The 14,420-nt window shown below is 74.5% G+C and carries 13 protein-coding genes and 1 pseudogene; 8 read left to right on the forward strand and 6 right to left on the reverse strand.

Going from position 1 to position 14,420, the window contains the following annotated elements; genetic code table 11:
• Window positions 1-8: 8 nt before the first annotated feature.
• The 6 genes and pseudogenes from VKZ81_RS01220 to VKZ81_RS01245 all read left to right on the forward strand — a co-directional run.
• Window positions 9-686 (forward strand): annotated as a pseudogene (locus tag VKZ81_RS01220) (FAD-dependent monooxygenase); the annotation flags it as partial.
• Between the two features lie 120 nt (window positions 687-806).
• Window positions 807-2,165: an aminomethyl transferase family protein gene (locus VKZ81_RS01225; RefSeq protein ID WP_324239481.1), complete on the forward strand. Its 1,359-nt coding sequence runs from the start codon at window positions 807-809 to the stop codon at window positions 2,163-2,165.
• Window positions 2,166-3,098, forward strand: coding sequence for a methylenetetrahydrofolate reductase (locus VKZ81_RS01230; RefSeq protein ID WP_324239482.1), 933 nt, complete (start codon window positions 2,166-2,168; stop codon window positions 3,096-3,098).
• Window positions 3,095-3,964, forward strand: a complete 870-nt coding sequence (gene purU / locus VKZ81_RS01235) for a formyltetrahydrofolate deformylase (RefSeq protein ID WP_324239483.1) — start codon at window positions 3,095-3,097, stop codon at window positions 3,962-3,964. Before VKZ81_RS01230 ends, purU begins: the two co-directional genes overlap by 4 nt.
• Before the next feature lie 27 nt (window positions 3,965-3,991).
• A complete protein-coding gene (locus VKZ81_RS01240) occupies window positions 3,992-4,876 on the forward strand; it encodes an endonuclease/exonuclease/phosphatase family protein (protein WP_324239484.1) in 885 nt (294 codons plus the stop codon).
• Between the two features lie 357 nt (window positions 4,877-5,233).
• Window positions 5,234-5,899 carry an excalibur calcium-binding domain-containing protein gene (locus tag VKZ81_RS01245; protein WP_324239485.1) on the forward strand — a complete coding sequence of 222 codons (666 nt, stop codon included), beginning with the start codon at window positions 5,234-5,236 and terminating at the stop codon, window positions 5,897-5,899.
• A 6-nt stretch (window positions 5,900-5,905) separates the two neighbouring features.
• Here VKZ81_RS01245 and VKZ81_RS01250 read toward each other — a convergent pair whose 3' ends face one another.
• The 4 genes from VKZ81_RS01250 to VKZ81_RS01265 all read right to left on the reverse strand — a co-directional run bounded on the left by VKZ81_RS01250 (window position 5,906) and on the right by VKZ81_RS01265 (window position 9,712).
• Complete coding sequence (locus tag VKZ81_RS01250; RefSeq protein ID WP_324239486.1) at window positions 5,906-6,568, reverse strand: response regulator transcription factor; 663 nt, start codon at window positions 6,566-6,568, stop codon at window positions 5,906-5,908.
• A gap of 198 nt (window positions 6,569-6,766) precedes the next feature.
• A complete protein-coding gene (locus VKZ81_RS01255; RefSeq protein WP_324239487.1) occupies window positions 6,767-7,228 on the reverse strand; it encodes a MaoC family dehydratase in 462 nt (153 codons plus the stop codon).
• 1 nt (window position 7,229) lies between these two features.
• Window positions 7,230-8,132: an SDR family NAD(P)-dependent oxidoreductase gene (locus VKZ81_RS01260; protein WP_324239488.1), complete on the reverse strand. Its 903-nt coding sequence runs from the start codon at window positions 8,130-8,132 to the stop codon at window positions 7,230-7,232.
• A complete protein-coding gene (locus tag VKZ81_RS01265) occupies window positions 8,114-9,712 on the reverse strand; it encodes a histidine kinase (protein WP_324239489.1) in 1,599 nt (532 codons plus the stop codon). Before VKZ81_RS01265 ends, VKZ81_RS01260 begins: the two co-directional genes overlap by 19 nt.
• Window positions 9,713-9,899: 187 nt before the next feature.
• Between VKZ81_RS01265 and VKZ81_RS01270 the strand changes: the two genes are divergently transcribed.
• Window positions 9,900-10,775 carry an amidohydrolase family protein gene (locus tag VKZ81_RS01270; protein WP_414709314.1) on the forward strand — a complete coding sequence of 292 codons (876 nt, stop codon included), beginning with the start codon at window positions 9,900-9,902 and terminating at the stop codon, window positions 10,773-10,775.
• 5 nt (window positions 10,776-10,780) lie between these two features.
• Window positions 10,781-12,409 carry an AMP-binding protein gene (locus VKZ81_RS01275; protein WP_324239490.1) on the forward strand — a complete coding sequence of 543 codons (1,629 nt, stop codon included), beginning with the start codon at window positions 10,781-10,783 and terminating at the stop codon, window positions 12,407-12,409.
• A gap of 7 nt (window positions 12,410-12,416) precedes the next feature.
• Here the strand turns inward: VKZ81_RS01275 and VKZ81_RS01280 are convergent, their stop codons facing one another.
• Window positions 12,417-13,262: a fumarylacetoacetate hydrolase family protein gene (locus VKZ81_RS01280; protein WP_324239491.1), complete on the reverse strand. Its 846-nt coding sequence runs from the start codon at window positions 13,260-13,262 to the stop codon at window positions 12,417-12,419.
• Entirely contained in the window at window positions 13,259-14,419 is a 1,161-nt protein-coding gene (locus tag VKZ81_RS01285; protein WP_324239492.1) for a cupin domain-containing protein, read from the reverse strand. The genes VKZ81_RS01280 and VKZ81_RS01285 overlap by 4 nt, the downstream gene beginning before the upstream one ends.
• Window position 14,420: the final 1 nt, after the last annotated feature.

A 14,420-nucleotide genomic window follows, 5' to 3' on the forward strand; every position in this document is an offset into this window, starting at 1 on the left:
CGTATAGCGCACCGCGGTGGCTGTCCCGGTTCGGCGACGGCACCCGGCTGGCCGAGCGCTACCGGGTGGGCCGGGTGCTGCTGGCGGGCGACGCGGCGCACACCCACCCGCCCGCAGGCGGGCAGGGGCTCAACCTCGGCGTCCAGGACGCGTTCAACCTCGGGTGGAAGCTCGCCGCGCAGGTCCGCGGCTGGGCGCCCGCCGGCCTGCTCGACACCTACCACGCCGAACGGCACCCGGTGGCCGCGGCGGTGCTGGACAACACCCGCGCGCAGTGGGAGCTGCTCTCGCCCGGACCGGGCGCTCAGGCGGTGCGCCGGCTGCTGGCCGAACTCGTGGCCTTCGAGGACGTGAGCAGGCACCTGAGCGAGAAGATCACCGCGATCGGGCTCCGCTACGACCTCGGCGAGGAACCCGACCTGGTCGGCAGGCGGATGCGCGACCTCACGCTCTCCCGGGGGCGCCTCTACCCGCTGATGCACCGCGGCCGCGGGCTGCTGCTCGACCAGACGGGCCGGCTCTCGGTCGCCGGGTGGGCCGACCGCGTCGACCACGTCGTCGACACCAGCGACGAGCTGGACGCGCCGGCCGTGCTGCTGCGCCCGGACGGCCACGTGGCGTGGGTCGGCGACGACCAGGACGACCTGCTCGACCGGCTGCCCCGCTGGTTCGGCGCCGCCGCCTGAGCGGGCCGCCCGGCGCCACCGGCCAGCGTCATCTGTCCTGGTTCGCGCCCGACGGACCGCCACCTCGATGCCGTCATCCGCGCGATGAGCGCCCGGGCGGCCGATTCCTACCGTCGAGACGTGCCCTCCGAGACCCTCTCCGCCGCGATCGCTCGCGTCGGGAACCCGGTCGACCTGCTGCGGAACGCCCCGACGCCGGCGCACATCTTCCCCATCGCGCCCGAGTTCACCAACTGGCGCTCCGAGCAGCGGGCGTGGGCCACGACCTGCGCCCTGCTCGACCAGTCGCACCACATGACGGACCTGTTCATCCAGGGACCGGACGCGCTGCGGCTGCTCGCCGACCTCGGCGTGAACACGTTCGCGAACTTCGGCGTGAACCGGGCCAAGCAGTTCGTCGCCGTCGGCCCCAGCGGCCACCTGATCGGCGACGCGATCCTCTTCCACCTCGAGGAGGACCTGTTCGACCTGGTCGGGCACCCCTTCGTGGTCGACTGGGTGCAGTTCCACCTCGAGACGGGCGACTACCGGGCGAGCGCCGAGCGCGACGACAACTCGGCCATCCGCTCCGGGCCGCCCCGGCTGTACCGCTACGAGCTGCAGGGGCCCACCGCCGTCGCCGTCATCGAGACGGCCACCGGGAGCCCGTTGCCGCCCACGAAGTTCTTCCACATGGCCGAGTTCACGATCGCGGGCAGGCGCGTCCGTGGCCTGCGCCACGGCATGGCGGGCCAGCCGGGTTTCGAGCTGTTCGGCCCGTGGGAGGACGGCGAGGCCGTGCTCGCCGCCCTGCTCGAGGCCGGCGCCGCCCACGGACTCGTCCGCGCGGGCGCAAAGGCCTACTCCACGGCCAACCTGGAGTCCGGCTGGGTGCCCGCCCCGCTGCCGGCGATCTTCGACGACGACCCGCGGCTTTCGGCCTACCGCGAGTGGCTGCCGGCCACGGCCGTCGGGTCGCTCGGCGGGAGCGTCGACTCGACCGACATCGCCGACTACTACCTGTCCCCCTACGACATCGGCTACGACCGCGTCGTCCGGTTCGACCACGACTTCGTGGGCCGGGCCGCGCTCGAGCGGATGGCCGCGGCCCCGCCGCGGCGGAAGGTCACGCTCCTGTGGCACCCCGAGGACGTCGCGGCGGCGATCGGGTCGCTGTTCGCCCCCGGCCCCGGGGCGAAGCACTTCGAGCTGCCGAAGGCGCGCTACGCCCTCCACCAGCAGGACAAGGTGCTCGTCGGGGACGAGCAGGTGGGCGTCTCCCTCGACTGCGGCTACATCGCGAACGAACGCGCCATGGTGTCGCTCGCGACGGTCGACGTCGCCCACAGCGCGCCGGGCACCGAGGTCGCCGTGCTGTGGGGCGAGGAGCCCAACTCGGCCAAGCCGCAGGTCGAGGAGCACCGGCAGTGGCGGATCCGGGCGACGGTCGCCCCGGTCCCGTACGTGCAGTTCGCCCGCGACTCCTACCGGGGGAGATAGATGTCGACCGAGACCAACGACGCAGCCGCCGGCAACACCGGCGCCGGGACCGGCAACAGACCGGCTGCGCAGCAGCCGGCCGCCGCTCCCGCCAACCGGAAGCAGGCCCTCGCCCACGCGCTGCGCAACGCCAGCTACGAGATCCTGCCGTTCAAGAAGACCGAGGCGTCGGTGCTCGAGCACGTCCCGCCGGACGTGCCGCTGACCGTCACCACGACCGAGGCGAAGGGCCTCGGCCCCACCGTCGACCTCGCCGTGCGCCTGACCCGGCACGGCTACTCGGCGGCGCCCCACCTCGCCGCGCGGCTGGTCCGCGACGAGGCCCACCTCACCGACCTGCTCGCCCAGCTGCGGGAGGCGGGGGTGCGCAACGTCTTCGTGATCGGCGGCGACGCGGCCGAGCCGGCCGGGCCGTTCCCCGACGCGCTGAGCCTGCTGCGGGCCCTCGACGAGATCGGGCACCCGTTCGACGGCGTCGGCATCGGCGGCTACCCCGAGGGTCACGGCCACATCCCCGACGACGTGATCGCCAAGGCGCTCGAGGACAAGGCGCCGTACGCCACCCAGGTGATCACGCAGCTCTGCTTCGACGCCGCCACGACGGTGAACTGGGCCCGCACGATCAAGTCCCGCGGCGTGGACCTGCCGGTCCGCGTCGGCATCCCCGGCGCGGTCAGCCGGCAGAAGCTCGTGCGCATCACCGCGGGGATCGGCCTCGGCCAGTCCGCCCGGTTCCTCAAGAAGCAGCAGAACCTGCTGTGGCGCTTCTTCCTGCCCGGCGGCTACAGCCCGAACCGGCTCGTCCGCCGGCTCACCCCGAGCTTCGGGGGCCCCGACACCAACCTGGCGGGCTTCCACGTCTTCACGTTCAACGAGCTGGAGGGAACGCAGCGGTGGCGCAAGCAGTGGCTCGCCCGGCTGGAGGGCGCGTGACGGCCGAGGCCGGTCGGCAGTGCGTGCTCACGCTGTCGTGCCCGGACACGCTCGGCATCGTGCACGCCGTGTCCGGGTTCCTGGTCGAGCACGGCTGCACGATCCGCGAGAGCCAGCAGTTCGAAGACCCCGACAGCGGCAGCTTCTTCATGCGGGTGAAGTTCGCGCGCGCCGACGGCGGCACCCTCGACGTCGAGCGGCTCCGCGACGAGTTCACCGAGGTCTCGGGCAGGTTCTCGATGTCGTGGCGGATGGCCGACGCCGCCGAGCGCCAGCGGGTGCTGATCATGGTCAGCAGGTTCGCCCACTGCCTGAACGACCTGCTGTTCCGCACGTCGATCGGCGAGCTCAACCTCGACGTGGTCGCCGTGGTGTCCAACCACCCCGACCTCGGCAGGCTGGCCGAGCACTACGGGGTGCCGTTCCGGCACATCCCGGTCACGCCCGAGACGAAACCGCAGGCCGAGGCGGAGCTGCTCGACCTCATCCAGCGCGAGCGCGTCGACCTGGTGGTGCTCGCCCGCTACATGCAGATCCTGTCCGACGAGCTGTGCAAACAGCTCGAGGGCCGGGCGATCAACATCCACCACTCGGCGCTGCCGAGCTTCAAGGGCGCCCGCCCGTACCACCAGGCGCACGCCCGCGGGGTCAAGGTCATCGGGGCCACGGCCCACTACGTCACCACCGACCTCGACGAGGGCCCGATCATCGAGCAGGAGCTCGTGCGCGTCGACCACACGATGAGCGCCGAGGAGTTCGCCGAGCGCGGCCGCGAGGTCGAGTGCCGCGCGCTGGCCCGCGCGGTGCGCTGGCACACCGAGAACCGCGTCGTGCTCAACGGCACGAAGACGGTGGTGCTCCAGTAGCCGGTGAACCGCGCGGCCGCGGGGGCCGTGTCCGCAAGCGTGTGGACGGGCAACCGGTGGCGGCGGACCGCGGTCGTGTGCTGTCTCGCGGCCGGTCTCGCCGCCTTCCTCGCCGCCTGCGCCGGGGTGACCGTGCCGGGCACGGCGGCGGCCCCGCAGGCGATGAGGGCCGTGCCGGCGGCGCCGGTGCGGGTGCTGCAGCTCAACCTGTGCAACAGCGGCATCGCCGCCTGCTACACGGGTCGTTCGGTCGAGGAGGCGGCCCGGGTGATCCGCGTCGAGGCGCCCGACGTGGTCGCCGTGAACGAGATCTGCGAGGCCGACGTGCGCCCGCTCGAGCGGGCCATGGCCCGCGCGGTGCCGGGCGGCACGGCCACCTCCGCGTTCCAGCCCGCGCGCGACCGCACCACGGGCGAGGCGTACCGGTGCGCGAACGGCGAGCGGTTCGGCATCGGCATCGTGTCCCGGTGGCGCCCGCCGCCCGGCTCCACCCCGGACGCGGGGATCTACCCGGTGCAGGACCCTGACGACCCGGAGGAACGGGCCTGGCTGTGCCTGGACGCTCGTGGCACCTCTGCCGGCACGCCCGCCGTCACCGCCTGCACGACGCACCTGGCCTACACCGACCCCGACGTCGCGGCCGGCCAGTGCCGCCACCTGTCCGAGGTCGTCGTCGCCCGGCTGCGGGATCGCGACGGAGCGCCGCCGGTGGTGCTGGCCGGTGACCTGAACCTCGCGCGCGACGACCCCCGGCTGGAGGCCTGCCTGCCGCCGGGTGCCACGCGCGCCGACGACGGCGCGGTGCAGTACGTCGTCGGGGCGTCCGGGCTCGCGGTGACCGACGCCCGCACGATCGAGCTGCGCGTCGACACCGAGCACCCCGGCCTGCTGGTCGCCCTGACCCCGAACTGACCCGAGCTGAGCCGCCCAGGCCCGGGCGGCCCGCACCGCGCGGGACGAAGGTCCCGAACGACCGGGAGCACGGTCCCGCCGCCACGCGACCAAGGTCGCCGATCTCGGTGGGTTCGAAACAGCGCCCGCGCTGCCGACGAACAACAGGCGGCTCCCCCCACGGGCCGCGAGCAGCGCAGTGCCCCGGCCCTCCGGTCGACCCACGCCAGGTCGGCACGAGGGCGGTGACGGCGCGCGAGCGGACGGAGGGCTGCCCCGGTGGGCGGGTGTGGCGTACCCGTCCGGCGGGGGGCGCCCCGCCGAGCCGAGCGCCGCCGATCCCGGCGGAACCCCGCCCGTTCCAGATGGAGATCACCCATGCCCAGGCCCGCCAAGGTCGGACTCTCGATCCTCGGATCCCTCGTCGCGATCATCGTCTTCGCCGGCATCGTCGGCGCCGGCGAACCCGCCGCCACCGCCGCCTCCTCCGCCACCTCCACTGTCCCGACGACCGCCCCGACCACCACCACACCCGCTGCGACGACGTCGTCGGCGCCGGTGGCGGCGACGCCCGACGAGCGGTTCGCGGCCGCCGTGGCCGCCACCGGTGAGCTGCTCGAGGTCGGGCGCTCGATCTGCGGCTCGATCGGCGTCCCGGGCGTGACCCACGCGGGCCTCGTCGACGAGCTCGCCGCGTCGCGGTGGGGCGCCGCCCTCGCCGAGGCCGTCGTCACCTCCGCCGAGGTGAACCTCTGCCCGGACCGCCGGTTCGTCGCCGCCGCGCCCCAACCCCTGGCCCAGCCCGCCCCCGCCCAGGCCGCGCCGGCGCCGGCCGCCCCGGCCCGGCCCGAGCCCCGCGAGCAGGGGACCCGCCGGCCCGAGACCCGCACGCAGCAGGCGCCCGAGCCGAAGAAGGCGCCGTCGAAGAGGTCGTTCAAGAACTGCACCGAGGCCCGCGCGGCCGGCGCCGCCCCGCTCTACGCGGGCGAGCCGGGCTACCGCGGCGCCCTCGACCGCGACAAGGACGGCGTCGCCTGCGAGTGAGCCCGCTCAGCGCGGCTCGACCAGGCCCTCCCGGACGGCGACGAGCGCGGCCTGCGTGCGCGAGGCGAGGTTCAGCTTGCCGAGCACGTTGCTCACGTGGGTGCGCGCGGTCCGTTCGCTGATCACGAGGGTGGCCGCGATCTCCTTGTTGGACATGCCCTCGGCCACGAGCGTGAGGATCTCGCGCTCCCGCGCGGTGAGCGCGCTCAGCCCGTGCCGCGGGCTGCGGATGTCCTGGGCGAGCCGCCGGGCGACGGCGGCGTCGAGGAACACCTCGTCGCGGGCCGCGGCGTACAGCGCGGCGGCGACCTCCGCCGCGCCCGCGTCCTTGAGCAGGTAGCCGGACGCGCCGTGCTGCAGCGCGGCGTGCACCCGCTCGTTCTCACCGAAGCTGGTGAGGATCACGACACGGACCGACGGGAACCGCTGCGCGATCTCCGCGGTGGCGGTGACCCCGTCCATGCGGGGCATCTGCAGGTCCATGAGCACGACGTGCGGGAGACCCTCGGCCCGCTCGAGCGCGGCGAGCCGGTCGAGGGCGTCCCTGCCGTCGGTGGCCTCGCCCGCCACCTCGATGTCGTCGAGCACGTCGAGGTAGGCGACGACGCCGCGCCGGACGACCGAATGGTCGTCGACGACGAGCACCCGCAGCGGCGCCGGCGCGGTCACGGCGCGCCCACCGGGTCCGGAGGGGCCGGGGAGGCCCGCCATCGACCGACCAACACGCAACCGACGCTAGCCGCCGCCGCGCCACCGGCAATCACACGCTTGACCGGTCCGGCCCCGGCGCTGTGTCACCGGCCCGAGTACGTCATATGACGCCGACCGATCGTGCGTCGGACCCGATCGCGTCAGACCCCGATCGCGTCAGACCAGGTGGCGGGTGAGGATGGTCGCCACGCACGCCGGCTTCGCCGCGCCCTCGACCGTGATCGTGACGGTCAGGGTGACCTGCACACCGCCCGGCACGTCGGCGACCGCGTCCAGCGCGGCCGAGGCGGTGACCTTGCTGCCCACCGGCACCGGCGAGGGGAACCGCACCCGCTCGCACCCGTAGTTGACCACCATGCCGAACCCGGTGAACTCGACGATCTCCGGCAGCAGCCGCGGGATCAACGACAGGGTGAGGTACCCGTGCGCGATGGTCCCGCCGAACGGGCCGCTCCTGGCGCGCTCGGGGTCGACGTGGATCCACTGGTGGTCCTCGGTGGCGTCGGCGAACAGGTCCACCGCGCGCTGGGTGACCTCGTACGGGGCGCTGCGCCCCAGCTCCTGGCCGAGCGGCAGCGCCTTCACGCCCTCGACGCCGTGGGCCACGACGGCAGCCATGTCAGTTCCCTCCCAGGTCGAGCGGGGCAGGCAGGTGGTCCTGCAGCCGGTCCTTGAGCTCGGTGGCGAACACGTCGCGCACCGCCTCGGGCGTCCAGCCGCCGGGCCGCAGCTGTTCGGCGACCTGGTCGGGGTGGGTCCACAGGGCGATGCGGTCGCCGCCGACGGCGATGGCCTGACCGGTGACGTCCGACGACTCGGCCGAGGCGAGGTAGACGACGAGGGGCGCGACGTCGTCCGGGGTGCCCAGGCCCTGGCGGCGGATGTGCTCCGGCACCGGTTCGCCGCGGTCGGCCGCCGCCACGAGCTCGCCGAGGCCGGGGATCGTCGCCACCATGCGGGTCAGCGCGGTCGGGATGATCGCGTTCACGGTCACGCCGATCTTCGCGAGCTCCACGGCCCAGGTGCGCATCATCGCCACGATCGCGCCCTTGGACGCGGAGTAGGCGGTCTGGCCGAAGCTCGCCCGCTGTCCGGCGGGCGAGCCGACCAGGATCAGGCGGCCGCCCTCGCCCTGCTCGCGGAAGCGCGCCGCGGCGGCGCGGCCGCAGGTGAACGTGCCGCGCAGGTGGCTGGTCACCACGAGGTCGAAGTCCTCGTCGGTGGTGTTGCGCAGGGTCTTGTCCCGCAGCGCGCCCGCGTTCGTGATCATCACGTCGAGGCGGCCGAACTCGGACACGGCGCGGGCGACGAGCGCGTCGGCCGTCTCCGAGCCACCCACGGCGCCGGGGACCGCGACCGCGGCGCCGCCTGCCTTCTCGATCGCGTCGACCGTCTCCTCGGCCACGTCGGCGTCGATGTCGTTGACCACGACGGACGCGCCCGCGGCCGCCAGCGCCTTCGCGTAGGCGCGGCCGAGGCCGCGCCCGGCGCCGGTGACCACGGCTACCCTGCCGTCGAGCATGGATCTCCTCCTCGGTTCTCGGGCCGGTCGTGCGGGACCGACACGGGGAGCGGGACGACGGCCCGCACGGACGTGCCCCCGGTGGGCCGCTGCCGGACCCGCAGCGTGCCGCCCCACCGCTCGGCGCGTTCGCGCATGCTCGTCACGCCGTAGCCGCCGTTTCGACCCGCGTCCTGCGCGGGCAGGCCGCGCCCGTCGTCGGCGACGCTCACGGTGAGCACGCGCCCGCGCACCCCGACGCGGACGGCGACGGTGCGGGCCTCGGCGTGCTTGACGACGTTGTGGATGGCCTCGGCGACGATGCGGTAGGCGTCCTCGGCGATCTCCGAGCCCACGTCGGCGAGCCCGTCGCCCACCTCGAGGTCGAACCGCAGGCCGGTGCGGTTGCCGGTGCTCTCGACGAGCGCCCGTACCGCCTCGCCCAGGCCGAGCTGGGGGGACGCGGGCGGGCGCAGCTCGTGCACCATCGCCCGCAGGTCGGCGAGCACGGTCTTGGACAGCTGCTCGATCTCGCCCGCGATGCGCTGCACGTTGGCCGCGGGCACCGCCTCGCCGCGCCCGCCCAGCACCGTCAGCGACTTGGCCTGCATGCCGACCGAGAACACCTGCTGGACGATCGAGTCGTGCAGGTCCCTGGCCAGCCGCTGGCGCTCCTCGCGGCGGGCCAGCTCCCGCTCGCTGTGCAGCAGCGCGGCGTAGTCGATCGCCACCGCGGCCTGCTCGGCCATCGCCACCAGGAACTCGACCGTGGCCGGGCCGACGTCCTGGCCGGGGGCGAAGAAGGCGTTCATGACGCCCTGCGCGCGGCCGCGGGCCGTGAGCGGCACGCTGGCGAACGAGTCCCACTCCAGCTCGCTCAGGTAGTCCCGCAGCGGCTCCCACGCGGGGTCGCCTTCGATCATCGCCCAGCGGTGGGGCACCACGACCGGCTCGCGCCCGTCGAGCGCGTCGAGCATGTGCAGCGTCGCGCCGAGGTCGCGGCAGCGCATGAGGCGCTCGAAGAAATCCGGCCACCGGCGGAACCCGGCCGACCCCATGATCTGCAGGTTCCGGCCCGCGCCGTCGAAGGCGAAGATCTGCACGGCGGCGAGCGCATCGGCCTGCACCACCTCGTGGGCGAGCCCGTCGAGCATCGCGGTGATCGACGGGGCCGAGGCGAGCGTCGCCGAGGTGCGGGCGATCGCCGCCACGCGGCGCTCCTGGTGGCGCTGCGCGGTGACGTCGCGGAACGCCACGACCGCGGCACCCGGCGGGGACGGCAGCGGACGGACCCGGTAGGCGAACTCCCGGCGCACCGCCGCCGCCGGCGTCCAGACCGACACCCGCTCGCCCGGGTCCTGCTCCGCGAGCCCGGCCGGGATGCGCGGGAAGGGCGCGGGCGCGCCGATGAGCTCGCCCGCGTCCCGGCAGCCGGAGCCGGGCAGCAGCAGCGCGACGGCGGCGTCGTTGAGCTGCGCGAAGCGCCCGTCCGCGTCGATGACCGCCAACGCGTCGGGGGCGGACGCGGCCACCTGCGCCCAGTCCACGAGCGGCGACCCGACCCCCTTCTTCGTGGGCGTCGCCGACCCTCGACCCGGCATCCGACCTCCTTGCGACCCGCGCCGTCCGGCCGCCAGCATGCCCAGGTCCGCCGCGGCCCGTCATCCCGCCGCGGGCGAAGCGGGCCGATCCGCGTCATGTGTCTCGGACGACCTCGGTCGGCGGGCCGACCCCGATCGGTCATTGCGCTCTGTCGGCACCCCCGGCGGCGTTCCTAGCCTCGTTCCCGTGGGCCACCGCATCGACTTGGGCCGGTTGACCGCGATCGACGTGCACACCCACGTGCTGGCCTCGGTCACCGAGGAGGAGCGCTCCGGGACCGACGCCGCGGCGCTCGCGGGCACGTTCGGCGAGATCCCGGAGCTGACCGTGCCCGAGCTCGCTGCCTACTACCGCGAGCGGCAGATGGCCGCCGTCGTGTTCACCGTCGACAACGTGACCCGCACCGGGCGGGAGCCGCGGGTGTCGAACGAGGAGATCGCCGAGCAGGCCGCGCGGTTCCCGGACACGCTCATCCCGTTCGCGAGCGTCGACCCGGGCCGCGGCGCGGCGGCGGTGCGCATCGCACGCAGGCTGATCGAGGACCACGGCGTGCGCGGCTTCAAGTTCCACCCCAGCGACCAGGAGTTCTACCCGAACGACCGGGCGGTGTACCCGCTGTACGAGGTGATCGCCGAGGCCGGGCTGCCTGCGCTGTTCCACAGCGGCCAGACCGGGGTGGGCTCGGGCCAGCGCGCGGGCGGCGGCATCCGCCTGAAGTACTCCAACCCGATCCACCTCGACGACGTCGCGGTCGACTTCCCCGACATGCCGATCGTCATCGCCCACCCGTCGGTGCCGTGGCAGGACGAGGCGCTCGCGGTGGCCGGGCACAAACCGCACGTCTACATCGACCTCTCCGGCTGGTCGCCGAAGTACTTCCCGCCCCAGCTGGTGGCGCACGCCAACTCCCTGCTCAAGCACAAGGTGCTGTTCGGCTCCGACTTCCCCGCGCTCACGCCGGACCGTTGGCTCGCCGACTTCGCCAAGCTCGACCTGAAGGACGAGGTCCGCCCGCTGATCCTCAAGGACAACGCCGTCCGCCTGCTCGGCCTCGGGGGGTGATCGCCGTGGACGTCTCGTTCGGCACGGTGTGGGAGGCGGTGGCCGCGCACCTCCCCGACGAGGTCGCGGTCTCCGAGCCGGGCCGCGACCTGACCTACGCCGAGTTCGACGAGCGCGCCGCGCGGCTCGCCGCCGCACTCGAGGCGGCCGGGGTCGGGCCGGGCGACACGGTCGCCTGCTACCTCTACAACGGAGCCGCGTACCTGGAGACCGTCTTCGCCGCGTTCAAGATCGGCGCGATCCCGGTCAACGCGAACTACCGCTACACCGGCCACGAGCTCACCGAGCTGCTCACCGACGCCGACGCCGCGGCCGTGGTGTTCAGCGGGGCGCTGGGTGCGAACGTCACGCACGCCGCCCGGCACGTGCGCACCCTGCGGCTGCTGGTGCGCGTCGGCCCCGGCGACGGCCCGGAGGCGCCCGAGCTCGAGCAGCTCCTCGCCGCCACCGCCCCGCGCCCGCGCACGCCGCGACCCGGTTCCGACCAGCTGTTCATGTACACCGGCGGCACCACCGGCAAGCCGAAGGGCGTGATCTGGCGGCAGGGCGACCTCATGCACAGCATCACGGTCGCCGTGTTCGGCCCGCTGGGGCGCACCACGCTGCCGGCCACGCTCGACGAGGCGGTCGAGATCGCGGTGGCCGCCCGCACCGCGGGCAGGGCGCCGGTGATGATGCCGGTCGTGCCGCTCATGCACGGCACCGGGATGTTCAACACGATGGGCGCGCTGATGGTCGGCGGCCGGGCCGTCACCGCCCGCCCGGGCCGGCTCGACCCGCGCCACGTGTGGGAGACCGTCGCCGCGCAGCGGGTGAGCACGATCATCGTGGCCGGCAACGCGGTGGCCCAGCCGCTGGTCGACGAGCTGCGCGCCGCCGAGGAGGCGGGCAGGCCGCACGACCTGTCGTCGCTTTCCAACGTGATCAGCTCGGGTACCGCGTTCAGCGACCGGCTCAAGCGGGCCCTGCACGAGCGCGCGCAGGTGACGGTCACCGACGCGATCGCCTCCAGCGAGGGCGGGCCGTTCGCGTTCGCGATCACCCGCTCCGTCGACGACCTGCCGTCGCGGTTCATGCCCGTTCCCGCGACCGCGGTCATCGGTCCCGGCGACCGGATCCTCGAACCGGGCAGCGACGAGGTCGGCGTCCTGGGCTACCGCGGCCCGATGCCGATCGGCTACTACAAGGACACCGACAAGACCGCCGCGACGTTCCGCACCGTGGACGGCGTCCGCTACGCCATCCCGGGCGACCACGCCCAGATCACCGCCGACGGCGCGATCCGCTTCCTCGGCCGCCGGTCCGGCGTGATCAACACCGGCGGGGAGAAGGTGCACCCCCAGGAGGTCGAGGACGCGCTGCTCACCCACCCCGACGTCGCCGACTGCGCGGTGGTGGGCGTCCCCGACCCGACGTGGGGCGAGACCGTCGCCGCCGTCGTCGCGACGCCGGCGTCCCCCACCGAGGACGAGCTGCGGCGGTGGGTGCGGCGCACGCTGGCCGGCTACAAGGTGCCGCGCCGCATCGTGCTGGTCGACCACCTCCCGCGCACCCCGACCGGCAAGCTCGAGGTGGCACGGGTGAGAGACATCGTCGAGCACGCCACGCCGGCGCGACCCGGCCGGCCGGCGTAGCGCCCTCTCAGACCCCCGCGGCGACGACGGCCCGCGCGGTGTTGCGCTGCTCGCCCAGCCCGTCGATCGCCGTGGTGAGCACGGCCCCGTCGGTGAGGTAGCGGGCCGGCGTGCGGGCGTGCCCGACCCCGCCCGGGGTGCCGGTGGCGATCACGTCGCCCGGGCCCAGGGTGAGGATCCGCGAGACGTAGCCGACCAGCGCGACCGGGTCGAAGACCAGGTCGGAGGTGTTGGCGGACTGGACGGTCTCGCCGTCGACCGCGCAGGTGAGCGCGAGGGCGGGCCGCACCCCGCCGGGCAGCTCGTCCGGGGTGACCAGCTGCGGCCCGAACGGCGTGGTCGCCTCGAACGTCTTGCCCTGCAGCCACTGCAGCGTGCGGTACTGCCAGTCGCGCATGGTGACGTCGTTGAGCACGGCGAACCCGGCGATGGCCGCCTCGGCCTCCGCCTCGGTGGCGCGCCGGACCGGGGCGCCGACCACGACGGCGAGCTCGGCCTCCCAGTCGACCGCTTGCGACTGCGGGTCGAGGGCGATCTCGTCGTGCGGCCCGACGAGCGCCTCGGGGAACTTCGCGAACAGCGTGGGGTGCTCGGGCAGCTCCCGGCCCATCTCCAGGATGTGCGTCCGGTAGTTCAGGCCCACGCAGAGGATCTTCGCCGGGCGCGGCACGAGCGGGGCGAGGTCGGCGGCGGCGAGGTCGTGGCGGGGCCCGTCCGCGGCGTCCGCCCGCGCCCGCCACGCGGGGTCGGCGAGCAGCGCCCCCACGTCGGGCGCGTCGATCTCGACGGCCACCTCGCCGTCGACGCGCGCGGCGCGGGTGCCGTCCGGGGTGCGCAGGGTCGTGAGCCTCACGCGGGGGCCCCTTCCGCGTGGACCCCCTCGACGGGGACCCCCTCGACGTGGACCCCCTCGACGTGGACGCGGTCGGCGTGCAGGCGCTCGAAGATCGGGGTGTCGGAGAAGCGGAACAGGTCCAGCCCGGTCTCCGCGCCGATCGTGAGCGGCACCCAGGACGGGACGGCGACGAGGTCGCCGCGGCCGACGCGCCACTCGCGCTCGCCGACCCGCACGGTGCCGGTGCCGTCGAACACCTGCCACACCGAGGAGCCGACCTCGCGGCGGGTGGCGGTGGTGGTGCCGGGGCGCAGGCGGTGCATCTCGGCGCGGATGGTCGGCATGACGTCGCCGCCGGTGGTCGGGTTGGAGAACCGGACGGCCGCGTGCCCCGGCTCGACGACGCCGGGGTGGCCCTCGTCCTCCAGCGCGAGCTGCGCGGCGAGCGCGGCGTCGGTGTGCTCCCACCGGTAGGCCGCGATCGGCGAGCTCGGGGTGGGCCCGGGCTGTGCGACCGGCCGCAGGCCGGGGTGGGCCCAGAGCCGCTCGGAGCGGGACCGGGCGGGCGTCGAGCGGTCGGTGACCTCGTCGGGGCCCGGCTCGAAGAACGCGGAGCCGACGTGGTGGACGAACGGGATGTCGAGCCCGTCGAGCCACGCCATCGGCCGGTCGGCCTGGTTGTGGTGGCCGTGGAACCGCCAGCCGGGGGTGAGCAGGAAGTCGCCGCGGCGCATGGCGACCGGGTCGTCGTCGACGACGGTCCACACGCCCTCGCCCTCGACGACGAACCGGAACGCGTGCTGGGTGTGCCGGTGGACGGGGGCGTCCTCGCGCGGGTTGAGGTACTGGATCGCCGCCCAGAGCGTCGGCGTGGCGTAGGGGGCGCCGCCGAGGCCGGGGTTGGCGAGTGCGATGGCGCGGCGCTCGCCGCCGCGCCCGACCGGTACCAGCTCGCCCGAGCGCTCCGCGAGCCGCAGCAGGTTCTGCCAGCGCCACACGTGCGCCTGCGCGGCCGGGCGCGGGCTGGTCGGCATGAGGTCGCCGATCTCGGTCCACAGCGGCACGAGCAGCTCCTGCTCGAAGCCGCGGTAGAGCTCTTCGAGGGCGGGGGTGCGCTCCGGCTGGCCCGGCCCGTCGACCGCCTTCAGCGTCACCGGTGAGAGCGTCGTGGTCATG

Origin of the sequence: Pseudonocardia sp. (assembly GCF_035305885.1) — a bacterium.
Lineage (GTDB): Bacteria > Actinomycetota > Actinomycetes > Mycobacteriales > Pseudonocardiaceae > Pseudonocardia.